This is a genomic window from Paenibacillus sp. FSL K6-1230, assembly GCF_038002385.1.
Taxonomy (GTDB): domain Bacteria; phylum Bacillota; class Bacilli; order Paenibacillales; family Paenibacillaceae; genus Paenibacillus; species Paenibacillus massiliensis.
Genome location: NZ_JBBOCK010000001.1, coordinates 305617 through 329975, shown reverse-complemented (window position 1 = coordinate 329975; position 24359 = coordinate 305617). Strand labels below are relative to the sequence as shown.

Genomic DNA, 24359 nt, shown 5'->3' with positions numbered 1-24359 from the left:
TCGCAGAAGAAAGATCGCGTTAGGCGATGCTTATTCTTACAATATTGGAAGACAAATCTCGGATGTCTATAGTCTCGTTAAAAAAAATGCCCCAAACAAAGTTCGGGGCAGCATGGCAGAATTACAGTTTTACAACGTTCTCAGCTTGTGGTCCGCGGCTTCCTTCAACTACGTTGAACTCAACGCGTTGGCCTTCGTCCAAAGTTTTGAAACCGTCGCCTTGGATTGCGCTGAAGTGTACGAATACATCGTTTCCACCTTCAACTTCGATGAATCCAAAACCTTTTTCTGCGTTAAACCATTTTACTGTTCCTGTTTGCATGGGAACACCTCCAAAATTTATATACATGACCTTTATTTTTATTCAAAAATAAAAATTCACATATTGCACAAGGTTATGCCTCAAAAATAATAACCCTCTACAATATGCGAATTCGCTAATTCAGGTCACATTTCTTAGCTCTTATTATAGCACAGCTTCAGTCGAATTACCAGCTATCTGCGCAGTATATTTCTAAATTTTGTTTGTTTTAGCACAGCATACAAATCAAAGGGAGGCGTGCATGACAGTCACTGCTTTTTAAGGACACTGCCCTGCCTCCTCCCTTAATGCTTCCCCTTTCATGTCACATCTATACATGATAATCTGGTTCACCATCCAACTTTATTCATGCCTTCTTGCCTAGCGTTAATCCAGCACCCGTCTGGCGAACAAAAATCTTCCCTTCCAGTAATCATCCAGCTCACTCATGGTAACGCCAGGGTCACCATACGTCTGGAGAATCCGATTGTTACCCGCATAGATCCCAACATGCCCGACGGTGTTATTGCTGTCATAGCGACCCGGGGTGTAGAAGAACAGCAGATCTCCCGTCTTCAGCTCCCCAAGCTGCACTCGCCGTCCAACTCCTGCCTGTGAGATGGAGGTACGTGGCAGTTCAACACCAAAATGTGAAAACACATATTGTACAAAAGAGGAGCAGTCGAATGTGCGTTTATCGCTATAATCTCCTGCACCGAATTCATACGGAGTGCCCATGAACTTCTTTCCGTAGGAAATAAGCTCCTGCTTCTCAGCCTCGGTATCCAGATTAGATCCACCACGTGACATGGCCCCCATACGACCATCCGCCCCAGAATACGGGAGGCCCGGAAGGCTCTGACTGTGTATACGAGCTCCTGCACTCTGAGGCTCTACAACGATTGAAGCCCGTGATGCATCCCAGTGCATAGGAGTATTCAGCAAAGCCGACATCGCCTGTACCGTCAGATGTGGGGTGCCCCCTAACATGCGAGGTGCATGTGGCAGCTCCACCGTCTGATCACCTGTTCGGGCTGATGGAGTATTCATCTGCACCGTATAATTCGGATCTGTAGTCCCGATGATGTAGTGGTCTCCAGTCTGATGCAGCTTCATATTCATCGCCTGTACTGTAGGCTGGAGCGGGACCCATACACGCCCTGCCTGATCCTTATAAACATTCAGCTTATGCGCTCCTGCCTTGCCTGCCAGCCTTAGCTGAGCTGATTCAGCGACTGGTGAGGATGTATGCACGAGGTCCTTGCGAAAAGCTTGATCCATACAACCACCAACCGATAACAATAGAGCTGTCCCTAATATCGTAATTCCCATCCAGCGCCCCAACTCACGATAATTCATACACGCGTTAACTCCTTTTCCAATTCAGATATGGTTAGGATGAACGCAAGTACACGTTTTATGCGTCTCTTTTCAGTTGTTTTTTATCCCCGTTTCATCTAATCCTAAGGTTGGGTAGGTATAGTAACGATATGAACAAGACAACCCCGAATCCAATGTCCCAATGATCAACGTAAGAGTAATGATAGGACGGGGAGAAGGAGAGTTCTATGAATCTGAAAAGACTATTATTATTTAGCACCCTTGCCTTGGCACTTGCCCTTGGTGAGACACAGGGAAGCACTGCTCAGGCCAAGACCGCCGAGCCTTTGACCGACGCCAGCACCACGGTATCTGCCAGCAGAGATCTGGTTCAAATATTGAAGTTAAGATCGGATGAAGAGCTGTACTACGAATTGTATGATGGAAAGACATTAGCTGACATCGCTGATCGTCAGGGTGCAGATGTACAACAGGTTATTGATCATCAGGTAAATGAGCTGGCCGAACAGCTGAAGCAACGTCTTCACAACGGCGAAATTACACAGGAGCAATACGAGGCACATATCGAGGAGCTGCAGGAAGTCATCACCAACAGTGTATATGGACTGTAACTTCCCCCACGCATAGCAAGAGGTGATCCCGATCAACTGATCGTTGAACGCGGATCACCTCTCTACAGACACCTACATACCTAAACGTATAATATTTTCCCCCTAAGAGATCGAACATCTGAATTGCCACTGTCTCTTCACTCATTCACTCATCCGCACCTATGCTAACTACATCTAATATTCCTTTTTCATCATTGAATAGGAACGAACAAGCAATAACAAGCTGACAGCAACCAAGAGGAGCAGGTTAATGGTCCTGTAACTTATCGAAAAACCAACCATCATCAGTAACAGCACAATCGAAGCAATGAACTGTACTTTGGCATAGCTCAATTCTTTCTTATATATTATTCGCCCAATCCATTGGATTGCAACAATTCCGATGAGCCCATAGATAAGCCAAAATGTTAGCATAAGTAGAATGGCTAGAGTCATCACCCTCACGTACACCTCTCTTCGGATTTTAAACTTCGACGAGTCCTCAAATGCAGGAAATTAGGAGGTCTCTCGACGAATTAGACAACCCAGCTAATGCATAAGGATAACCTAAAATAGCAGAGGTGAAGAATGGACCAAAATTTCAAGATATATGTGATCACTTCCTCCGATATTAAACGCTTCATTATCATGGAGATGGTAGTCGGGTCAATCACTTATTCTATCGCTATGCATTTTCTCCATAACGCCATTCTGGCTGGGATCGGAAGCTGGGCCGGAACAGAGGGCATCAAGAGAATAAGAGTTCTAATACCGCTCTGAGGATTACTCAGCCGAGTACCTCTGATGGAGTGGCGATGCGGCCTCCTCGACATACAGCCTTCTGGATGGATAAGCAAGTCGCACCCCCTCCTCCTCCAGAATCTGCAGGATCATGAAATTCATCTCTTGCCGGACAGCCAGATGCTCTGCCCACACAGTCGATTTCGTGAAAAAGTACAGCAAAATTCCCAGACTACTCTCCTGAAAATCGGTGAAACGCACCATGATCATCGCCGGGTCGATCTTCTCATCGGTTCGAAGCGCCTGGTCGATTCGCGTCACAGCATGCTCTAAAGCCTTGCGATCCGTATCGAGGGCAACACCTAACGTAAAAGTAATGCGTCGTTTCCCCATTCGACTCCAATTCGTGATCGGCTGATCCGCCAGAGTAGCGTTGGGCACGGTTACGACAGAATCTGCGAAGGTACGTATCTTGGAGCTGCGGAAGGTAATATCCTCGACAACTCCCTCAATACTGGGTGTCATAATCCAGTCCCCTTTGGAAAAGGGCTTCTCCAAAATAATAACTACGCCTGCTAGCATATTGCCCAGAGTCTCCTTAGCTGCGAGCGCTACGGCTAGGCTGCCCAGCCCCATGCCTGCTACGAGGCCATTGATACTGAAGCCCCATTCGGCCCCGATGGCCGTAACCATCAGTACAATGACAACAAAACGCAGCAGCTTGGATAAGAAGGGAATTAGCATGCTGCTCTCATCTATGCCAACTCTTCGGCTAATCCCTTCCAACAGTGCGGAGGAGGAGGCCGTCATATTATAGATTCCCCACCCAACCAGGAAGATACCGATACTTCGACTAACCCGGTTCAGTCCCCACATCCAGCCCCACTCGGCGGGTACGAAATAACGAATTGCAAGGTACACTCCAATTAGTACGAAGAGATTACGCAAAGGCTTCTCAAAGGCCTCAGCCCACTTGAGGATTCCACCATTCGTATTCAGTCGACGTCGCAGCAGAGAAAACAGATAGCTCGTAAAGAGCTTACGAAATAATAGAAATAACAACAGGATGCCTACCGATACTCCAGCATCGATCCATCTGATCTCGTCAAAAAAGTGAAAGATAGTATTCATGATAATAAGCAACCCCCGCCTTCAAAAAAATAAAGGGTCAGTGTATCATATCATCACAGCACTTGTCGAATAGGACAAAGAGCAGGCATCAGGGACCGAGCTTTAACTAGCTCCACCTTAACGGATCTACCTTAGCCGGACTACCCCTTGCTATGCTTTGAGCGTGATGACCCACGGGGAGCTCCATGTAAGCTAATTATGTTTTAGTCTAATTGGTTAGTAATCCATCAAACTGCCAGGCTCCGTCCCCTGACCGAACGAACTGAAAGTTAAGTGCCGCATTTCCCTCTGCACCTTTAGTTGTAGACACTCTTGCCATAAACAGTACCGCATGATTCTCATCCGTCTGTTCAAAGCCACGGAATTCCAGCTCAGCCAGGCCAAGACCGCTCAGAAGTGCAACTTCAGTGGGAGCTTCGGTCGGGGCTTGCTCATTACGAACAATAAGCATATTCTTATCTTGAGATACCTCTACATTGCTAGAGGATACAGAAGCAATATAATCATAGTCCTTATCATCCATTGCGGTGATTAGTCGGAAGGTCATATTCAGTGTCTCTCTCAGGGCACCATCAACAGCCTTATCAGCTTCCTTGCTCTGCTCCAGCTGCTCCTGCAGCATGGCATTATCCTGTTGGAGCTGCTCCAGAGCGGCTGTATCAGCCCCCTCTGCTGGCTGGCTACCCGTCGGCTCAGACGAAGACCCCGCATTACTACATGCAGACAACAATACGACTAAAATTAGCATAATAAGATTTTTCTTCATTATATACCTCCTTTTTCTAGGGATATTTTAACATACGAGCATTAGAAAAAGGATTAAGAACTCGTAAGTTCTTAATCCTTTTTTCTATTTTGTACCTCCGCCACGTTTGTTCTGATTGCTTCAAAGCTGTGGTCTATTCAATAGGTGGCAGCGTATTAACGAAGCTTCTGATACCGCTCGCAATCGCCTGTGCACACTTCTGCTTGTTCGCTACCAATGTGCTGCGATCAGATGCGGTATCAATGAACAGCAGCTCTGGAAGAATCGCCCAAGCCTTGGTGTTCTTAGGATCAATGACATAGATATTAGTTCCATTACGCCCGCTAGGCGCCTTCTTCACTCCACGGTTAGCTTTACCCAAAGACCCTACCAGAGCATTATTCACGTATCTCGCCAGCGATGCTGTGTTACTGCTTGCGTTATCGTGAATCCATGTCTCGAACCCTGTTCCACCGCCCGCATTCACATGGAGACTCACGAAGATCGACGCCCCAAAATCATTAGAAGCCTTGGAGCGAGCGGCTAGCTGCGGAAAAGTATCCGTCGTACGGCTCATTTGCACCGTAGCACGCGATTTTTCAAGCTCTGTTTTCAGAAACTTTCCGACTTCCAGTACGATATCTGCTTCCTCATAACCCCCACCGACTGCACCTGGATCAGAACCCCCGTGACCTGGATCAATAAAAATTTTGTACCCTTTGAGTGGCATAAGACCAACACCCTTTCCTATATAGTTTGTATGAAGTGGATGACCCCTTCACTTATATAGGAAATATTGGTGCATGCTTTACAACCCGTGCAGCGAATAAACACAAAAAGGACCACACCTTGTGCGGTCCTTACTGCTAATTACATCTTTGATCAGTAAACGATCAGCTATACTTTCAATACCTTGATCAGGTTCGTATTCCCTGTCTGACCAATGGGTACGCCTGCGGACAGGACAATAGTATCTCCCTGCTGGATATAGCCAGTCTTAATGGCATTCCGGGTGGAGGATTCGAACATCTCATCCGTCGTTGCTACCTTGTCGCCCTTCACCGGAATGACACCGGAGAGGAGACAGATTTTGGCCAGCACTTCCTCATGCTGAGTAACTGCGATAATCGGAGCTTCTGGACGGTATTTGGATACCATACGCGCAGTGAAGCCGCTCTCTGTAGAAGTGATAATCGCCTTGGCGTTCAGTTCAAGCGAAGCACTTACCGTACTTTGACTGATAATCTGCGTAATATCAGTAGCCTGCTGGGCACGCTTCTTGTCGAACTGCTCACGATAGTCAATGATAGACTCTGCTTTTCTCGCAATGCTTGCCATCGTCTTCACGGACGGGATTGGATATTTACCCGCTGCGGATTCGCCAGACAGCATCACGACATCGGCTCCCTGTACAACTGCGTTAAATACGTCACTGACTTCAGCGCGTGTAGGACGCGGGTTCACCTGCATCGACTCCAGCATGTGTGTAGCTACGATAACCGGCTTGCCTGCCAGATTGCATTTGTCGATCATTTCCTTTTGCATCATAGGTACTTCTTCAATCGGCACCTCTACCCCGAGGTCACCACGGGCAACCATGATACCGTCCGAAGCTTCGATAATCGCATCCAGAGTTCTCATGCCCTCTTCATTCTCAATCTTGGAGATGATCTGTACATGACCCGCATTATGCTTCTCCAGAATGGCACGAATCTCACGGATATCCTCTGCTTTTCTTACAAAGGATGCTGCAATAATCTCGACCTTATTCTCAATGCCGAACTGAATGTGCATCACATCACGCTCTGTCACCCCTGGTAGAGAGGTAGCAATGCCTGGCAGGTTAACGCCCTTACGCGGCTTCAGATTAGCTCCGCTAACGATGTTACAACGGATCTCGGTGCCTTCAACAGCTTGTACTGTCAAATCTACCAGACCGTCGTCGATCAGGATGCGGTCCCCAGCCTTCACGTCCTTCGTCAGATCAGGATAGTTCACGGAGATGCGATCAGAATCACCCAGAATCTCCTCTGTCGTCAGCGTAACTTCATTTCCGGTCTTCAGCTCACAAGAGGCTTCCTTCAGCTTACCGATCCGAACCTCGGGTCCCTTGATATCCATCATAATAGGTACAAAAGTATTCAGCTCTGCGGCGGCCTGACGGACACTTTCCATCCGCTTGACATGCTCGTCCAGCTCCCCGTGAGCCATATTTAAACGGGCCACAGTCATCCCCGCCTGTATCATTTCCTTCAATACGGGTACTGTGTCACTTGCCGGACCAATTGTACAAATAATTTTTGTTTTTTGCATGGATGCAAATCCTCCTTGATCACATTTTGCAATCTTTTGATCTCAAGCGCTTCCGCTCCAGAGAACAAATATGATACAAACGTAGGCAATTACTACGCCTGATCTATTGCTTGTGGAGATCGCGCTTGGATGTGTGCAAAATGCTCTGATTATTTGTCGCTTCTTGTCTATTGTAGCCTTACTCGTGTATGGAAACTATGAAATATAGTACAGCTTTTGAACTATAGTACAGTATACTGGAACAGTAGTAGCCATGTTCTATAATAGCCTGATTAATATACCTGAATGATCTTCACGCAGCATCGTTCACCAAGAGGAGGATGAGGGACGAAATGCTTGAATTAACAGCGGTTAGACAGGACCACGGCACCGAATGGTACGAATCCGCCCCCAATGGGAGTGAGCTATGCCAACTGGTCGTCCTGACATTTGGAAAATGTGTATATTGGGTGAAGGATCAGAAATATATTCTCGATAAAGGTGACATTTTATACATTCCTGCAGGTGTATCTTATTATGGCAAAAGTATCCCTACCTTGTTCCACACCAAGTATGTCGTACTATGGAAGCCTCTTCTACATACAACCTTCATAGAAAGGGAAGAGGAGGGTGAGGGAATGACACGGGTGGATGCCTTAACCTTGCCTCTGTTACTACAGCCATCTCCACTTCATCTCAAGCCCGGATGCTACGATCTGATCCATGAGCGAATCAAGCTTGTGCAGCAGCATTGGTCGGATCGGCCACCCTATTATCGGATTATGGCGGCAACGTTATGTATGGAGGCCCTCATACACTTGAATATGGAGTGGGATCGCGGTGAAGTGACGCCAGAGCACCATCGCCATGTAGACCGTATGAAGGAATACATTCAGATTCACTATCGCAAGAAAATTACCAAGGATGAGCTTGGGGACGTCATTCAAAAATCTCCTGGCTATGCAGCCACCTTGCTGCGGCGAGTAACGGGGCGAACCATCAGTGAGCATGTCCATAGTCAACGGATCAAGACAGCCACCTATATGTTGACCGAATCGAGACTGAGCATCGCGGAGATCGCCGAATATGTAGGTTATAGTGATGTCTCTTATTTTTACCGGATATTCAAGCGGCATATGGGACATCCCCCATCCGAGATTCTTCACCAGCGCTCCAGTATTCAGTGACAGACTATAAGCTATAAAAAAAAACAGATCGCAGTACCTAACGTACCTTGATCTGTTATCTCATTCATCGGAATTCAAGTAGCTCTATTGAGAGATGGCTTGACCACACCGTATAAGAGGTGCTCAATTCATAAAATCGTTTATTGTTCTACCTTCTCACGATCCTTGCCTTTATCAGACTCTCCTGCATTCTTGCTGGCGGCCTCACGATCTTGCTGCATTTCCTCTACTGTCTTCACCTTGAGGCGGGCAGCACCATTATAGTTCTTTGTCGAGATGAGATTCCCTGCCGCCAGCCGTTGCTCTGCTGCAGCAATAGCTTCACTATACTGCGGTAGCCATTGAGCCTGGGCAACGAGCATCTCATCCACCATCTGCCAGATTTCCTTCGGATTACATACCGCTCCTACGAGCGGGTCCATCATAAAGGCCTGACGCAACAATTGATCATCCCCACGTACAGCCGCTTCTACGGCCAGACGTTGAACGGAAATGCTCACATTGCACACAGCGGCTGGGCCCAGTGGCAGTTCTCCTACATATGGCATGGATATACCATTGCGATCTACATATCCAGGTGCCTCGATAATAGCATCATCAGGCAGGTTAGTGATGATCCCGTTGTTAACCGTGTTGAAATGACCGCGATACACCCGTCCCGTTTCCAGCCCTTCGATAATATAGGAGCCGTGCTCCTGACCTCGTTTTTCCGCCAGGAACCGCATTGGCTCCTCTTTCATCCAATTCGGGAAATCCGTCTCGAACCAGTTGCGTCCTTCAGTGCATACCCGTAGGTACCCTCCTGTCTCCCCGTTAATCCAGCTGCCCAGATCAATCCAATCCTGAATCTCTTCCGGACGTTTACGATACCAAGGTACGTATTCACTCAGGTGCCCATTAGATTCAGTACTGTAGTAGCCGAAGCGACGCAGCATGTCGATACGTACCTTCTCTGTACGGCTGAATTCCGGGTGCTGCTCGAACGCCTCCAGCAATCCGTCGGTTAGATCCTTACCCTCATGCGAGGCCTTGATATACCACGTCTGATGGTTAATACCTGCGCAGACAATATCTACGTCATCCATCTCCAGACCATATACCTCGGCAATCTGGCGGTGTCCATGTTGAACGCCGTGACATAGACCAATCGTGCGCACACCTCCATACTTATTGCACGCCCATGTCAGCATCGCCATCGGATTTGCGTAATTAAGTAACAACACGTCCGGTGCACTCAGCTCGCGTATGTCCTTGCAGATGTTCAGCATCTCGGCAATACCGCGCTGACCATACATGATACCGCCAGCACACAGCGTATCCCCAACACATTGATCGACTCCATATTTCAGCGGGATATCCACATCGGTTGCAAAAGCTTCCAGTCCGCCCACGCGAATGGTACAAAATACATACTTCGCATCCTTCAGTGCTTCTCGTCGATCCGTCGTCGCTTGAATCACAATATTCAGGCCATTCTCATGAATGTCTCGCTGGCATAACTCTGTCACCATGTCCAGATTTTTCTGGTTAATGTCGCAGAACGCCACCTCAAGATTGCTGAATTCCGGCACAGATAACAGATCCCGCAGCAGCCCTCTCGTGAATCCGACGCTGCCAGCCCCAATAAAAGCCACCTTAAAAGACATGTCTAAAATCCTCCCGCATCCGAAGACTTCGCATCGGCTAATGATGTGTCGCTTATGGAGACATTGTAGCAACAACCGCGGGAGGGCCGTTATCAAAATCATGACCTATTCGAATATATACTGTCAAATATTCTAACTTCCTACTCAGGATACTGTCTGACCTGCCGCTCCATAGAAGTGCGATATTCCACAGGAGCAAGTCCTGTATACTTTTTAAATAACATATGAAAATACTGCCGACTGCCCACGCCCACATAATCAGAGATATCCGAGACCTGAATGTCGGTTTGCTGGAGCAGCATTTTCGCTTTTTCCATGCGTAGCGTCGTCAGATAATTCGTGGGCGTTAGACCTGTATGTTTACGAAAAATACGATGCAAATACCCTGGATGCAAATTGACAGCAGAGGCAATATCCTTCATCTGGATGCTGCGGTCCATATTCTGATGCATGAACTCCACACATCGTTTGACATACGATTCAGTCTGGTCTAGTGTGCTCCTACTCTGTTCGATATACAGGCGAGCCACTCTCACCAGCAACTGGATGAACAATGTACGAACCAATGTACCTTGCTCAGGCAACTGCAGATTACGAGCCTCTCGTGGGCGAGCCCGTTCCCCCTGATCCAGAACGCGAGGTATAACAGGTACTGCATCGGCAGGCTTGGAGGTGAGCATTGCATCAGAATAAGGACTAGCGAAAGGACTGGGTACCCGATCAGACAGGAGACTCGGCTCGTCACTACCCTCGGAGCTGGTTGCGGAACGGAATCTCGCCTCAGCAATAATCCCCCGTTGATCCAGCTCCAGCACGAGACTCTTCAAAATATGGTATACCTCCTCAGGGTCGGACAGCACTAAATACGGTGCCGCGCTGTTCAGCAATTCCGCTACTTCTTCCTCCTCAAGTGCGAGCTGACGAATGGACGGCTTGTCTGGTGATACCTTCGCAAAACCAAATTCCACATTGAGCATCCGGCAAGGAACACCGTCCTCGACCAGCAGACGATGCGGTATGCCTGCATCCAGAAAGATGAATTGCCCCTTTTTCAACACGGCCTGCTCTACTATTCCATTCTCCTTCTTCACGTCTACCCTGCACGTACCAGAGATGATGTACATGATTTCGGTAGAATCATGTTCATGGTAGGACATACGGTAGTTGCTCCACTGCTTGTAATAATAGGCGTAGAATTGTGGGCCGTAGTCCTCTCTGCGTAAATCATTCTGGAATAGACTTCCCGTCCTTCTGTCCTGGTGATTCACAGGTACCCCTCCCTTCATATCCCTTCATTTAGCCTATCCTACAGTATTCTTTCATCATATATCCGAACTTTACTTTAACTTTTATTCTGGATCAAGGATCTGCTAGCGACGGAAGCTCCACTGATAGTAAACCGTCGATATATTGGACAGACAGACCTATAACCTTGACCATACTCTCGCCTTCAGTTACACCGAAGAAATATCGAAAGCAAAGAAGCCCGCTATATGCGGACTTCCCGTTAGATATCAAATAAAGTGTGCTCTTCTCGTCATGACCAGCGAATCAGATCATCCACCTGTACTGGCTGTCCTGTACGGATCGAGCGATTGGCCGCGATCCCTGTTAGTATGGACCAAGCCCCATCCTGATGAGAGGCGGCCCGCTGGAAGCGATCTTCCAGTGGCTCTCCGAAGATATCCTGTAGCAGCAGCGGGTCGCCGCCGCCGTGTCCTCCAGCTTGCTCGACAATCTCCACATCATACGGCTCGGCATCAATCGGATAGACACGAATGTGCTTGGACTTCAAGGCTCCTTCATCCGCCTTCTCCCCGCCAGAGTTCACATACGATTTCTCCGTGATCCGTACCTCGATACGTCCCTTCGTGCCGTTGAACACGATAATGAAGCCTTCCCACGGCATATAGGCATTTAATGTGTAGTTCATAACAGCCTTGTTCCGGTATTTCACCATGACATGCATGCTGTCCTCAATGCTGATATTATCGCCAAATACGCTCTGATCACGCAGATACCCGTCCTCATGTTCCGCATCCAGGTACATTTGCTTCAAGCGCTCATTACGATCCAGATGCAGTGCGAACGGGTCATTCTCTGCAGCCTTACTACCATAAGCTCGGCTATAGAACTCAGTCACGCCCCGCTTCTCAGCATTCTCCTTGCCATAGAAACGCAGGTCGCCTTGGGCGTACACGGTCGCAGGCTTGGAACCGAGCCAGAAGTTCATCAGGTCGAAATGATGCGTAGACTTGTGGACGAGCAATCCACCGCTATTGCGCTTGTCACGATGCCATCTGCGGAAGTAGTCCGCCCCATGCTCCGTATTCAGCAGCCACTCAAAGTTTACCGAGATGACCTCGCCGATCACATCATCCATAATTAGCTCACGAATCTTCGTATTATGAGGAGCATAGCGGTAATTGAAGGTCACACGCAGCTTGCGCCCCGTGCGCTCCACCGCATCAAGAATTGCCTGACACTTCTCCTCATCGACCGTCATCGGCTTCTCGGAGATCACGTCGCAGCCCAACTCCATCGCACGAATGATGTAGTCATGATGCGTCCGGTCCACAGTCGTAACCAGTACGACATCCGGCTTCACCTCCTCAATCATGCGCTCGAACTCGTGCGCCTTGTAGGTAGGGACTGTATGGTACTGATATTTATCCGCCAGCAAATGGTTCGCAAAGTCCATGCGTGTCTGATTCACATCGCAGAGCGCCACGAGCTCGGAGGTCTCTTGAAAGGTCGTCACCAATTCACCATAAAAAAATTCCGCTCTTCCGCCGGTTCCTACAATCGCATAGCTCTTCTTCGTCAAGGTCATCACAGCTCCTCTGTTTGGGCTGACAGGCTGCCCTGTCTAGCTGACATTGATTAACTTGACTTCATTTTATAGTATAAGAAATATCATTTTCTAAGCATTTATTAGCCCTTTGAGCTATAATTATGCATATCTTAACCAATTGTTGAATCGAAGAGAACATCACCCTCACCCGTACAGACGGCAATCTCAGCTATTCTGCCGGTCCTCCTTGCCTGGTCATACAGCTACGCCACACAACAAGCACACACCCTGCATTTGGAGGACTGCAAGACGTGTGCCTTTGTATGTATTATAGAGTAACAGCAATCCCGAAATGATCGGATACGATCGGACTGTCTTTGCCGTCGAGGACGACCTTGGATGAATGTATAGAAAGCTCACGATTACTAAACACATAATCAATACGAAGCTGCTGCTTGTTATCCTCCCAGCCTGCAATCTCCTTGACGACGGTGTGACCTTCATCTTTCTCTTTAGCCAGAGTATAGCAATCATGCCATCCGCTCTGAATCACATAATCGTATCCTTCTCCATGCAGATGTGCTGCATTATTAAAATCACCCATCATAAACGCAGCCTGCCCTTGAATTATTCGTTCAGACAGTTCCAGGAATCTGTCCCACTGCCCCTTGAATGAATCCCCATCATGCCACCATCCGAAATGTCCGTTAATGAACCATATGCGTTCTCCAGCCCCCTTCGTCTGGATGCCTAGTATTTTCCGAGTTCGATAGTTATCATAATCCCGTTGCTCAGAGACGTATGCTTCGAATGAATCCACAATCGGCATTTTCGTCAGGATTGCAAGACCTTCATCGAACTTATCAAAACCGACATGCACGGGGACATACGTCCAGTAATATTCTCTACCTATCTGCTTACACAAGTTATATGCATAGTTATCCGCTTTAATCACGGGCCGTCCGCTCGTCGCATGGAACCTTGACAATGCAGCATCCCCAAGCGGAGCTTCATGCCTGGACTGGTTAACCTCCTGAAGTGCTACAATATCAAAATCCTGTTCATGAATAAAATTGGCAAGCTGAGCTATCTTATTCGACTGATTCTCTTCCATCCAAGCATGCGCATTTAGTGTCAAAATATTCAAGTGTCCTCACCCCAGCCTGTCCTGAATGTCAGACTTCAGCACATCGGCTTTCGGACCATAGATGGCTTGAATCCCGTTATCCTTCTTAATCAATCCAAGCGCTCCAAGCCTCTTCCATTCCGCTTCATTTCCCACCGCATTCACGTCGTTAACAGTAATTCTGAGACGTGTCATACATGCATCGACATCTACAATGTTGGCGGGACCGCCAAGCACGGCAATGATTTGGGCTGGCAGATCGTCGTCAATGCCTGCTGCCGCAGCTTCATTATCCAACACACCACCGCTGGAATAATCTGTATTATTGGGCTCTTCATCCGTATAGTTCCCAAGTCGTCCCGGAGTAGCCAGCTTGAATTTTCCAATCATAAAGTAAGCAATGAAGTACGAGACGGCAAAGAACACAATTGTCGTGATGACAAAGTTAATAATATCCGTTACCAGACCGGCATTGATCGACAGCGGAATTCTCGTCAGTAGCTCGATCATCCCGAACGAGTGAAGTCTTAAATGAATGATATCGGCCATGCCAAAGGCCAAACCGGTAACCACTGCATATACCCCGTAAAGAAGCGGTGCAGCGAACATGAACATGAATTCAAGTGGTTCTGTCACCCCCGTCAAAAATACAGCCAGACCGGCAGACAGGAACATGGACTTGTATTTGGATCGCTTGTCTTTATCCACTCTGCGGTACATAGCAAGGGCAATCCCCATCAGAATGCCTGCGCCCGTGATCATCTGCCCTACCTTGAAACGTGCTGGCGTTACCGTGTCAATGAGCTGTTGGTAAGCATGTGGATCGGTTCCATGCAGATGGGCCAGATCACTCGCCCAAGCAAGCCATAACGGATCTTGTCCAGCTACAGTACTGCCGGCATTACTGCCTGTAAGTACGGTGTATACTCCTCCAAGCTCCGTATAGTTTACCGGGATTGTCAGCATATGATGAAGTCCGAATGGAAGAAGGATGCGCTCCAGTGTTCCATAGAGAAAAGGAGCAATGAACGGCGCAGACTCGCTGGAAGTTGCAAGCCATTTACCGAAGCTGTTGATCCCCGTCTGAACAAACGGCCAGAACGCAGACATTCCTATGGCGACGATGACAGACCATAAGATGACGACGAACGGAACAAACCGTTTTCCGTTAAAAAAGGCAAGGGATTCGGGAAGTTTTCGGAAGTTATAGTATTTATTGAAGATGACCGCTCCAAGAAAACCGGAAATAATACCGACAAACACACCCATATTGAGCGCCGGGGCACCAAGCACTGAGGTAAAGTATCCATTCACCGTTATCATTTGACCAAACAACGTCGTTGTCGTGGCCCCCTCCTGTGAAAGCATAGGATTCGATACTCCCAGGATAGTACCTGTCGTTATGTTAATCAGAATAAAAGCGAGCAGCGCTGCGAATGCACCCCCTGCCCTCTCCTTAGCCCACGATCCACCAATAGCCACAGCGAATAGGATATGAAGGTTATTTATAATACTCCATCCAAGATTCTCCATAACTCCGCCAACTGTAACCAGAAATGCGACATTTTCCGAGAGCATTGCAATGACTTTTCCCAATGAAATCATGATCCCGGCAGCCGGCATCACAGCAACGACGACAAGCAATGACTTACCAAATTTCTGCCAAAACTCAAAAGACAGAAGCTTTTTCATATGCATACCTCCTGTATTTTTATTGTGCAACCTTCTAATTACTGCAAGGCAGTTGAAAACGAAACAATGATAAAAACGGTTTCATTTCCGATCTTGCTTTTGCTTAGGCTAAGCGAAGAGGCTGTGCAATAATGCGCAAAATTAATGCAACCGATTGCATTGATATTATAAGTTTATTCTCTTTCTTTTGGCAACTCATTTTTTTGAAGTCGATGAATACAGGGAGTCCGTCTTCAAACTCAGCCCCACAGATGAATAACATTGTGTACTGCATTCCGTTCTGCTAACCTGAACATGAGACGTTGCTCTTGCTCTCCTCTACACGATGGTTACTCATCTTTCCATTGCAACTAAAGGAGCAGGGATATCTCTGTTTTTTTCGAGATTAGGCTTTTTCTTGGATCATCTGTTTGATATGACAAGTTATGTGTGTATGATTAATATAAAAACGAATACTGTAAGTAAAGGAGGACAAGCGATGGCAGTAACCATTAAAGACATTGCTAAACGTGCGAATGTTGCCACTTCCACCGTGTCCCGTGTCCTTCAGGACAGCCCAAAAATCAGTGAGGCTACCAAAGCGCGGGTTCGTAAAGAGATGAAGGCACTCGGATACGAGCCGAACTATTCGGCCCAAAGCTTAGCGAACCGAATGACGCAATCCCTGGGCATTATAATGCCTGAGGCGGATGTATCTATATTCCAGAATCCATTCTTTCTTGAGAGTATCCGAGGAATCAGTGAATTGGCTAATGAGAAAAATTTTACAATGGCGATTGTCACCGGCAAGGATAGCGACGAGGTGCTGACACGCGTCAAAACGATGACAAGAGCCAACCGAGTAGATGGGTTTATCGTGCTGTATTCCAAGCCTGATGACCCTGTCGTTGATTTTTTCCATAGCGAGAAAATACCTTATACCGTCATCGGCAAGCCTCAGCAATATGTCAGCGAAACAACACATGTCGATAACGATAACTTTCAGGCAGGAAAAGACGTTGTCCACTATTTGACCGAGCTTGGACATCGGCATATCGCTTACGTGGGTGCCGATATCGTACGAACGGTTCATAAGGAACGGGTTCGGGGCTATCATGCAGCGCTTGAAGAAAAAAAGCTTGCCGTCAATGCCGATTATGTCCTGGGTACAGATTTTACCAACGAGGACATCTCTAGGCTGTTCTCACTGACCATCCCACCGACCGCCATCATTGTAGGAGACGACATGGCGGCACTGCCATTGCAGAAGGCACTTCATCCGCTCGGGGTCTTAGTTCCGGACCATTGCTCTCTGATCAGCTTTAATAATTTGACTTTGGCAGATATGATGAATCCTCCACTCACCTCGGTCGATATTGATATTTTCACGCTCGGCTTTCAGGCAGCCAAAAGCTTAATTGAAAAAATACAGGACCCTAAAGAAATAACAAAACACATTATTGTGCCTCATCGGATCATCGAACGCGAATCGTGCATAAAATATCACTGAAAATGGTTAGCGAACATAAAAGAAGCCCATACCGAAACGTGAACTGTTTGTATTTCGATACAAACAGTTTTTTTGTTTGACAATGCAACCGGTTGCACAATATACTTGGTATCGCAGCATGATGATACACCTTCGTCGTTTTCAATTTACTAACATAACAGCTCCACAAATTATCAATTTACCCATCGTGACGTTCACGCTCATAAGGAGGAATTACATGTCTTATAAACGTATTTTTGATGTTGATGCCTGGAAATTGACGACCACCAAGCTTCATAAAGATAACATGCGCCTACAGGAAAGCCTGACCTCAATCGGCAACGGTTACATGGGCATGCGCGGAAATTTCGAAGAAGCATATTCCGGCGACCATCACCAGGGCACTTACATCGCCGGTGTATGGTTTCCGGATAAGACAAAAGTGGGTTGGTGGAAGAATGGCTACCCACAATATTTCGGAAAAGTAATCAATGCCATGAATTTTATCGGGATCCGTGTCCTAATCAATAATGAAGAAGTAGACTTGTTCAAGGATAACGTGACTGACTTCTATCAGGAGTTGGACATGAAGGAAGGCATTCTGCGCCGTTCATTCACCGTTAATGGTAAGGTGCACATCAGAACGGAGCGCTTTCTGAGCATTGCAAAGCTGGAGATGTGCCTGATTGATTACTGTGTAACCAATCTGACTCAGGACAATATGAAGATTGAGTTAATCCCTTTCCTGGATGCCAATACGACAAATGAAGATGCCAACTATGAAGAAAGCTTCTGGAACGAGGAGGCACGTAAAATTGGGGATCCTTGCATAAGTCTTGCTGCCACGACAAAAGAAAATCAATTTGGTATTGAACGTTTTACTGTCAATGCAACGATGGGAATTGTAACGGATAACGTCCTCTCCAAAACCAAAACCAGTGAAGTAGACAGCCTATATGCTGCTGTTCACTACGTCTATGACATTGGGCCACATGGCTCAGCGAGTATCCAAAAATTTGTCGCTATTAATACAACGCGTGATATGAGTATGGAACAGCTAATTCCTGCGGGAGAGAGCATAGTCATGGAAGCGCTAAACAGAGGTTACCCGATGCTAAGACAGGAGCATGTCAATGCATGGGCCGCTCGCTGGGAAAAAGCGGACATCGAAATTGAGGGCGATATTGAGGCACAGCAGGGAATCCGCTTTAATATTTTCCAGCTTTTCACCACCTACTATGGTCATGATAAGAGGCTAAATATTGGCCCCAAAGGCTTTACCGGGGAAAAATACGGCGGTGCAACGTACTGGGACACCGAGGCCTATGCCATTCCTATGTACCTGGCAGTTGCCGACAAGCACGTAACTGAGAACCTGCTCCACTACCGATACAATCAGCTTACCGGGGCAAATCACAATGCGCGCCAACAGGGATTGCAGGGTGCACTGTATCCGATGGTAACGTTCACTGGCGTTGAATGTCACAATGAGTGGGAAATTACGTTTGAGGAGATTCATCGTAACGGCGCCATTGCCTATGCAATCTACAATTATACGAATTATACCGGAGACACTCATTACCTGGAAAATCAAGGAATTGAAGTGTTGGTCGAAATCAGCCGATTCTGGGCAGACCGCGTTCATTTCTCCACTCGTCATGATCAGTACATGATTCATGGTGTAACCGGACCGAACGAGTACGAAAATAATGTCAACAATAACTGGTATACCAATAAAATGGCGGCCTGGGTGTTGAGCTATACCATACAGAGCCTTCCAAAAGTATCCGATGCCAGAAAGCAGGAGCTCGGCATAACAGAGGAAGAAATGAAGAAATGGCAGGACATCATTGATCGCATGTACTTTCCTTACGATGAGGAGCGGAAGGTATTTGTTCAGCATGACACGTTCCTGGATAAGGAACTTCGTACCGTATCGTCTCTTAACGAAGATGAGCTTCCGCTCAATCAGAAATGGTCCTGGGATAAGATCTTGCGTTCCCCCTTCATCAAACAGGCCGATGTTTTGCAGGGTATATATTTTTTCGGCGACCAGTTCACATTGGAAGAAAAAGAACGCAACTTCAAATTCTACGAGCCGATGACTGTGCACGAGTCTTCCCTCTCCCCATCCATTCATGCTGTACTGGCTGCTGAGTTGAAGATGGAAAGGAAAGCAGTAGAGATGTACAAACGTACGGCTCGCCTGGATCTCGACAACTACAATAACGATACCGAGGACGGCTTGCACATCACATCCATGACCGGAAGCTGGCTGGCCATCGTTCAAGGCTTTGCTGGCATGCGCACGTATAACGAGACACTCAGCTTCTCTCCGTTCCTGCCCAAGGACTGGACAAAATACAAATTTCACATCAATTATCGCGATCGTCTCCTGAACATCAGTGTGGAGCAGAACGAGGTTACAATCACTCTGATAACCGGGGCGCCACTGACTATGAAATTGTACGGGAAGGATGTCCTCATTACGGGCGAAGCTGCATTAGTGACAGCCCTTACTTCATAAGCGAAGAAAGGAGAAACAAGTGATGCAGACATTGAAAGCAGTTATTTTTGATCTGGATGGAGTCATTACCGATACAGCAGAGTACCATTACCTTGCCTGGGATAGCCTCGCCAATGAGCTGGGGCTTCCTTTCGATAGACAGTTTAACGAGAAATTGAAGGGCGTAAGCCGCATGGAATCTCTTGAACTTATTCTCTCCCTCAGGGATACCGTGTACACGGACGAGCAAAAGCATAGGCTTGCTGTAAAGAAAAATGAGGTCTACAAAGAAATGATCAATAAAATAACACCGGCCGATCTGCTGCCTGGCATTGAGAACTTGCTAATGGAGCTGCGAGAAGCAGGCATTCGTACAGCCCTTGCTTCCGCCAGCAAGAATGCTCCCTTTATTCTGGACCGTCTGGAGGCCGCTCATTACCTAGACCACGTTGTTGACGTGAATATGATTGCAAGCGGCAAACCGGACCCGGAGATTTTTCTAACCGGTGCAGCAAGACTGGGTGTAGAACCCACCCAATGCATAGGCATTGAGGATGCTGAAGCAGGCATTCAGGCAATCCTTGCCGCTGGGATGTATGCCGTGGGTGTCGGGGCACCGGCACAGATGCAGAAAGCAGATCTGATCGTTTCATCCACAGCAGAGCTCTCTTTATCTCTGCTTCAATCCAACTTTAAGAAAAAATCCTGAATTCTCGACTGAAGAGCCACGCGAGTATAAGAGTAATAGAGGCTGCTTCCATAAGCTTGATTGATGATGTGTCCTTGCACTACTACCATCAACAAAAAGCAGTGTGAGCAGTATTAACGCAGCACAACAGCGATCCTTTCCGTCAAGAGGGTGTCCCAAAAGCCATGAAATGGCTGCTTGGGACGCCCTTTGGTTTTAGACTAGGATATACTTAGGCACTTCGAGAGAAGGCTCCGTGAAACGGACCGTTGTTACAATCGCTGTTGTCCCCCCTTACCAAAGTCATCATTTACGCCTACACTCAGCGTATATATTCCTCCCTCCAAATCGCCAAATCCATCCGGGGCAACATCCTCTTCATGTGGCTCGCTGAACGGCAGAGGCCAGACTTTCGTACCTTGAGCCGCTTCCGTTCCCAGCGGATGAAGAGCGTTCTCGAAGCCGTATTTACCGCCGTGCTTCAGTTTCTGGCTGACGAAAAATACGTTTCCTTGGAGCAGTACTTTGTGGAACGGAACCAAAATCGAGGCCAATGCTAATACGAAATTCGGAAGCGTCATTACCGAAGTCAGAGCTGCGAAGGATGTCCGCTAAAAGAAAGCTGCACGAAGACAAGGGGAAATCGGGAAGTCGTGGTGAGCTTGGAACGGTTACGCTATCAGAGGCAGGCTCGGGAAATGCTGCAAAGCGAGGAAAGATACCTCTTATCCGTACGCCGAATGACAGAGCCAGAAAGCGTATTTGGACAACTGAAGAACAACCGGGGCTTCCGGCGATTCTGCTTCGCGGCATCGAAAAAGTGACGCTGGAGGTCGGCTGGCTTTCGCTCGCCCATAATCTATTGAAGCAAGCTGCAAATGACCAAAAACGCGGGGCAGCGATCTCCATTAACGGGAGAATCGCTGCTCTATTGACGTTTTAAGCTTTTGGGAAGACGAAGGGCCTGTCTCCGCCAGTAGAATATCTACTTATGAGACAGCCCCTTGAGCGTGTCTATACCCACATTTGATCTGGTCAAGGAACTATTATCATGGATGGGCTGTAGCTCACATGCTCAATACGCTATAATGATGCATATCTTATCCCACTGCTGCACGTTAATGATAACGCTTTATTTTTCGGACAAGGAGGGCCCCATGACCCCTGATTATCTATTTGAAATCGAGCAGGTCCGGCGTACAGAGCAATTCGATATGATGACTGACCATTTTCATGATTCGTACGAGATTTACTATTTGCTGGACGGTGAGCGATATTATTATATTCATAATCGCCTATATGCCTTGCAGGCTGGGGATCTGATTGTCATTAACAAAAATGAACTTCATCGCACCACGAACAAAGGCCCGGCGGGACACGAGCGTATACTGATCAACTTCGATGACCGCTTCATACGTAAGGCACTGGATATCCATCAGGATAGCCAGCCACTGCTCCCGAACCAGAACTTTCTTCTCCGCCCCGATTCGAGAGAACAGGAGGCCATCCGGGAGATGATGTCAGCCATGCTGCGGGAGCAAGTGCAGGAGCTTTCCTTCAAGCTGCTCTGTCAGCAGTCTCTTCTTGTCCAGCTTCTGATATTAATTCGGCGCATTCAGGCTGCGGGTCACTCGCCAATCATTCCTGAACGAAGCGAGAAACAAGAGCGTGTGTATGAAATTATCGAGCATTTAAATCAGGAATACACCCGCCGCTTGACACTCGAAGACATTGCGGATGTCTTTTACATCAGTAGTCCATACCTCTGTCGAATCTTCAAGGAGACCACCGGGTTCACGGTCATTGAGTATTTGAATTATGTCCGCATTCGCCAGGCACAGGAGCTGCTGCGTGAGACCAGCTGGCGAGTAACCCGCATCGCTGAGAGCACAGGCTTCGACAGCATCGCCCATTTCGGAAGAGTGTTCAAGCAAATGACCAATCGTACGCCGTTGCAATACCGCAAGCAATACCAGATTTAGTGCGAAAGGGTTGCTCCAGTGTAGAAATCACCGCTTACCGCTTACAGGTCCCCCTACACAATTGTGCAGGGACAATCAGGCGCTTCCCAGGCATTTACAAGCCTTTCTACCCATATGAAGGAGGATACATATTCTGTAAAATAGTTTAGATGAGCATAGCAGTTCAATACCATTTTTGTACAGCATGAGAAGCGAAAGGTTGTGTAAGCCGTGAATATTGATAATCCTCCCGTTCGGACGTACTCCTGGGTGCGCCGGTTGCTGGAATATCTCATCGCCTTCACTCTGCTTTTGATCCCGGCAGGAGCAACCTTCCTGTCATCCTGGTCTATGCCAGCGGAGTATACGCAGCCCTCTCCCTCTATCCCCGTCTCTGAGGTCGGTGTGCAGGGAAGTGTTCACTTTGCAGTAGTCGAGGGCGGATATACCGACAGTCTCATCGAGCGCTTGTTTGTGTATATGAATTACGATGGCGATTATCGCGATATTGCCTTTGAAGAAGTAGAAGCAGAGAGCTCCGAGGAGTATGCCGACGAATATCTGGAGACCGAAACCATGACATATACGCTGGAGCAGGCTGTCCATGCAGCTGCGGAGCTAAATGAAAACGAAGCTACCTATGAGCATGAGACTGATCCCGAGGTGGAAGCACAAAGGCTGAGTGAGCTAATGGAGCAGTTGGAGGGCTTCTATGGCAACTCGCTGGGCCTGATGGTGGCCGTAGGCTTGTATGAGGAAGAGAATGATATCGACTTTTCCAAGGGGGGCACCCTTAAAATCTCGGGTACGGGTACCATGGAGGAGGATGGCTGGGTCGGTTCTATAGGAGGCCTGGAACAGAAGCTAATTGCCGCTGAAACTGAAGACGTGGACATCTTCTTCGTCCCTGCTGATTATGAATGGTGGGGTGAGGACAGTAACGAAGCTGAAGCGGAACGGGTTAAGAAGGAACGGAATTTGCAATTCAAGATCGTCCCGGTGGAATCCTTATATGAAGCCATCGATTATTTATTGTATGAGACATAGGAGGGCATCAGCTTGAGACAGGACATCAGCTTTCCGTCGCGAATGATCGGCGGCATCCATCAGAAACTACTCCTTGTGGCTGTGATTATCAGCCTTATCATGGTGGGCATGAACGTAGTGTATGCCTTTAATTACGATTGGTACTACGATGAGGTATACAAATGGGATGAAGCGGCGATCGTCTTCCAGCAGGTGCTTAACTTCATTCTCATCATCACCTACCTGATCTGGCTTACCCGAGTTCATCAGGCCATGAAGCTCAAATTCAGGTACTATCCTATTACTCCCATCATGGGCCTCGTGCGAATGATTCCATTCATTCATCTATGGGGAATTATTGATACCTACATGCGTCTGTCCCTCTTCTTCCGTAAAATTCCGCAGCTGGAGAAGCGGGGAAGACTGGTTAAGGCAACGTTGATCATGATGTTCAGCCTGTTGCTGATCGTATCTTTTCTTAACTTCTTCGTGACGGCACACGACCCCGATGATATATGGATGCCGATTAGTTATATGGCGGATGCCCTCTTAGTGATCTCATATTATGTGATGACTAGATTGGTCAGCTCTGCTCTGTCCTTGCTGTTCGTCATCCCTGAGAGCGAGGAATTCGACTATAACCCGGCTTATGAGGCTGCTTTGGCATATACACAGCAGCAGTATGTACAGGAGAAGCATTGAGTAGCAGTGGGTGCGAGCACCCATAGTAAGTCTGATAAAGATCTGCAATTACATTCCCTGAAATTTATTTCAGAGAGGATAATTTTATGAAACGAAAGCATTGGATAGGGTTAGTTGCTTCAGTACTCGTTCTAATTTTAACAATTGGGATCATTAACAAGGCGATTATTAATCATACTCAAAACAAAGTACTAGACTACCTTACAGAGGTTAAAAAATACAAAATGAATGAAATATCCTCAATTGAAACCTCTATAAGTAAGGCGCCATTGGTTGGCTCAGAAGTTATATTTAAAGATGAAACGAATGCCAGATATTTTTATAAGGTAGCGGATGGTATAGTTGTTCAGTATGGACAAGCTCCTGTTCATGGAGTGGATGATAGGAAATATACCTATAAGCACAAGGAGAATAAATAGAAT

20 protein-coding genes and 1 pseudogene are annotated in these 24359 nt (G+C 47.4%); 10 read left to right on the top strand and 11 right to left on the bottom strand.

What is annotated here, in order from left to right; genetic code table 11:
* Positions 1–121 precede the first annotated feature (121 nt).
* Together MKX74_RS01455 and MKX74_RS01450 are read right to left on the bottom strand one after the other, a co-directional pair.
* Entirely contained in the window at positions 122–322 is a 201-nt protein-coding gene (locus MKX74_RS01455; RefSeq protein ID WP_018886951.1) for a cold-shock protein, read from the bottom strand.
* A 366-nt stretch (positions 323–688) separates the two neighbouring features.
* The gene (locus MKX74_RS01450; RefSeq protein ID WP_341177261.1) at positions 689–1660 is read right to left on the bottom strand and encodes a C40 family peptidase; all 972 of its coding nucleotides are present in this window, start codon (positions 1658–1660) and stop codon (positions 689–691) included.
* A 209-nt stretch (positions 1661–1869) separates the two neighbouring features.
* Between MKX74_RS01450 and MKX74_RS01445 the strand changes: the two genes are divergently transcribed.
* Positions 1870–2253: a hypothetical protein gene (locus tag MKX74_RS01445; protein WP_341177260.1), complete on the top strand. Its 384-nt coding sequence runs from the start codon at positions 1870–1872 to the stop codon at positions 2251–2253.
* Positions 2254–3015: 762 nt separating this feature from the next.
* Here MKX74_RS01445 and MKX74_RS01440 read toward each other — a convergent pair.
* The 4 genes from MKX74_RS01440 to pyk all read right to left on the bottom strand — a co-directional run bounded on the left by MKX74_RS01440 (position 3016) and on the right by pyk (position 7162).
* Positions 3016–4104 (bottom strand): mechanosensitive ion channel family protein, encoded by a 1089-nt coding sequence (locus MKX74_RS01440; RefSeq protein ID WP_341177259.1) that lies wholly within the window; start codon positions 4102–4104, stop codon positions 3016–3018.
* A gap of 208 nt (positions 4105–4312) precedes the next feature.
* Positions 4313–4870: a hypothetical protein gene (locus MKX74_RS01435; protein ID WP_341177258.1), complete on the bottom strand. Its 558-nt coding sequence runs from the start codon at positions 4868–4870 to the stop codon at positions 4313–4315.
* A gap of 133 nt (positions 4871–5003) precedes the next feature.
* Positions 5004–5579, bottom strand: a complete 576-nt coding sequence (locus tag MKX74_RS01430; protein ID WP_025680786.1) for an N-acetylmuramoyl-L-alanine amidase family protein — start codon at positions 5577–5579, stop codon at positions 5004–5006.
* A gap of 167 nt (positions 5580–5746) precedes the next feature.
* Positions 5747–7162 carry a pyruvate kinase gene (gene pyk / locus MKX74_RS01425; protein WP_341177257.1) on the bottom strand — a complete coding sequence of 472 codons (1416 nt, stop codon included), beginning with the start codon at positions 7160–7162 and terminating at the stop codon, positions 5747–5749.
* A gap of 332 nt (positions 7163–7494) precedes the next feature.
* Between pyk and MKX74_RS01420 the strand changes: the two genes are divergently transcribed.
* Entirely contained in the window at positions 7495–8328 is an 834-nt protein-coding gene (locus tag MKX74_RS01420) for a helix-turn-helix transcriptional regulator (protein WP_341177256.1), read from the top strand.
* A 140-nt stretch (positions 8329–8468) separates the two neighbouring features.
* On the opposite strand, the gene MKX74_RS01415 is transcribed toward MKX74_RS01420, so the two are convergent.
* The 5 genes from MKX74_RS01415 to MKX74_RS01395 all read right to left on the bottom strand — a co-directional run bounded on the left by MKX74_RS01415 (position 8469) and on the right by MKX74_RS01395 (position 15586).
* Entirely contained in the window at positions 8469–9974 is a 1506-nt protein-coding gene (locus MKX74_RS01415; protein ID WP_341177255.1) for an alpha-glucosidase/alpha-galactosidase, read from the bottom strand.
* A gap of 140 nt (positions 9975–10114) precedes the next feature.
* The gene (locus MKX74_RS01410; protein WP_341177254.1) at positions 10115–11242 is read right to left on the bottom strand and encodes an AraC family transcriptional regulator; all 1128 of its coding nucleotides are present in this window, start codon (positions 11240–11242) and stop codon (positions 10115–10117) included.
* A 269-nt stretch (positions 11243–11511) separates the two neighbouring features.
* Positions 11512–12801: a Gfo/Idh/MocA family protein gene (locus MKX74_RS01405; protein ID WP_025680789.1), complete on the bottom strand. Its 1290-nt coding sequence runs from the start codon at positions 12799–12801 to the stop codon at positions 11512–11514.
* Positions 12802–13096: 295 nt separating this feature from the next.
* Positions 13097–13915, bottom strand: coding sequence for an endonuclease/exonuclease/phosphatase family protein (locus MKX74_RS01400; RefSeq protein WP_341177253.1), 819 nt, complete (start codon positions 13913–13915; stop codon positions 13097–13099).
* A gap of 6 nt (positions 13916–13921) precedes the next feature.
* Entirely contained in the window at positions 13922–15586 is a 1665-nt protein-coding gene (locus MKX74_RS01395; protein WP_341177252.1) for a PTS transporter subunit IIBC, read from the bottom strand.
* 478 nt (positions 15587–16064) lie between these two features.
* Between MKX74_RS01395 and MKX74_RS01390 the strand changes: the two genes are divergently transcribed.
* The 8 genes and pseudogenes from MKX74_RS01390 to MKX74_RS01350 all read left to right on the top strand — a co-directional run bounded on the left by MKX74_RS01390 (position 16065) and on the right by MKX74_RS01350 (position 24356).
* On the top strand, positions 16065–17075 hold the full coding sequence (locus tag MKX74_RS01390) for a LacI family DNA-binding transcriptional regulator (RefSeq protein ID WP_341177251.1): 1011 nt from the start codon (positions 16065–16067) through the stop codon (positions 17073–17075).
* 217 nt (positions 17076–17292) lie between these two features.
* The gene (locus MKX74_RS01385; RefSeq protein WP_341177250.1) at positions 17293–19581 is read left to right on the top strand and encodes a glycoside hydrolase family 65 protein; all 2289 of its coding nucleotides are present in this window, start codon (positions 17293–17295) and stop codon (positions 19579–19581) included.
* A 22-nt stretch (positions 19582–19603) separates the two neighbouring features.
* On the top strand, positions 19604–20269 hold the full coding sequence (pgmB, locus tag MKX74_RS01380; protein ID WP_341177249.1) for a beta-phosphoglucomutase: 666 nt from the start codon (positions 19604–19606) through the stop codon (positions 20267–20269).
* A gap of 272 nt (positions 20270–20541) precedes the next feature.
* Positions 20542–21191, top strand: a pseudogene (locus MKX74_RS28185) (transposase); the annotation flags it as partial.
* Between the two features lie 214 nt (positions 21192–21405).
* Positions 21406–22230, top strand: a complete 825-nt coding sequence (locus MKX74_RS01365) for a helix-turn-helix transcriptional regulator (RefSeq protein ID WP_341177247.1) — start codon at positions 21406–21408, stop codon at positions 22228–22230.
* Between the two features lie 210 nt (positions 22231–22440).
* Positions 22441–23256, top strand: a complete 816-nt coding sequence (locus MKX74_RS01360; protein WP_226383713.1) for a hypothetical protein — start codon at positions 22441–22443, stop codon at positions 23254–23256.
* Between the two features lie 12 nt (positions 23257–23268).
* Positions 23269–23937: a hypothetical protein gene (locus MKX74_RS01355; protein ID WP_133569991.1), complete on the top strand. Its 669-nt coding sequence runs from the start codon at positions 23269–23271 to the stop codon at positions 23935–23937.
* A gap of 86 nt (positions 23938–24023) precedes the next feature.
* Complete coding sequence (locus MKX74_RS01350) at positions 24024–24356, top strand: DUF3139 domain-containing protein (protein ID WP_341177246.1); 333 nt, start codon at positions 24024–24026, stop codon at positions 24354–24356.
* The last annotated feature ends 3 nt before the right edge of the window (positions 24357–24359 follow it).

What these genes read in the sequence shown, in the direction of transcription:
- MKX74_RS01435 (WP_341177258.1), bottom strand. Translation starts at nt 4,870, where the DNA reads ATGAAGAAAAATCTTATTATGCTAATTTTAGTCGTATTGTTGTCTGCA.
- MKX74_RS01390 (WP_341177251.1), top strand. Translation starts at nt 16,065, where the DNA reads ATGGCAGTAACCATTAAAGACATTGCTAAACGTGCGAATGTTGCCACT.
- MKX74_RS01415 (WP_341177255.1), bottom strand. Translation starts at nt 9,974, where the DNA reads ATGTCTTTTAAGGTGGCTTTTATTGGGGCTGGCAGCGTCGGATTCACG.
- MKX74_RS01445 (WP_341177260.1), top strand. Translation starts at nt 1,870, where the DNA reads ATGAATCTGAAAAGACTATTATTATTTAGCACCCTTGCCTTGGCACTT.
- MKX74_RS01450 (WP_341177261.1), bottom strand. Translation starts at nt 1,660, where the DNA reads ATGAATTATCGTGAGTTGGGGCGCTGGATGGGAATTACGATATTAGGG.
- MKX74_RS01365 (WP_341177247.1), top strand. Translation starts at nt 21,406, where the DNA reads ATGACCCCTGATTATCTATTTGAAATCGAGCAGGTCCGGCGTACAGAG.
- MKX74_RS01395 (WP_341177252.1), bottom strand. Translation starts at nt 15,586, where the DNA reads ATGAAAAAGCTTCTGTCTTTTGAGTTTTGGCAGAAATTTGGTAAGTCA.
- MKX74_RS01350 (WP_341177246.1), top strand. Translation starts at nt 24,024, where the DNA reads ATGAAACGAAAGCATTGGATAGGGTTAGTTGCTTCAGTACTCGTTCTA.
- pgmB (WP_341177249.1), top strand. Translation starts at nt 19,604, where the DNA reads ATGCAGACATTGAAAGCAGTTATTTTTGATCTGGATGGAGTCATTACC.
- pyk (WP_341177257.1), bottom strand. Translation starts at nt 7,162, where the DNA reads ATGCAAAAAACAAAAATTATTTGTACAATTGGTCCGGCAAGTGACACA.
- MKX74_RS01440 (WP_341177259.1), bottom strand. Translation starts at nt 4,104, where the DNA reads ATGAATACTATCTTTCACTTTTTTGACGAGATCAGATGGATCGATGCT.
- MKX74_RS01385 (WP_341177250.1), top strand. Translation starts at nt 17,293, where the DNA reads ATGTCTTATAAACGTATTTTTGATGTTGATGCCTGGAAATTGACGACC.
- MKX74_RS01455 (WP_018886951.1), bottom strand. Translation starts at nt 322, where the DNA reads ATGCAAACAGGAACAGTAAAATGGTTTAACGCAGAAAAAGGTTTTGGA.
- MKX74_RS01420 (WP_341177256.1), top strand. Translation starts at nt 7,495, where the DNA reads ATGCTTGAATTAACAGCGGTTAGACAGGACCACGGCACCGAATGGTAC.
- MKX74_RS01430 (WP_025680786.1), bottom strand. Translation starts at nt 5,579, where the DNA reads ATGCCACTCAAAGGGTACAAAATTTTTATTGATCCAGGTCACGGGGGT.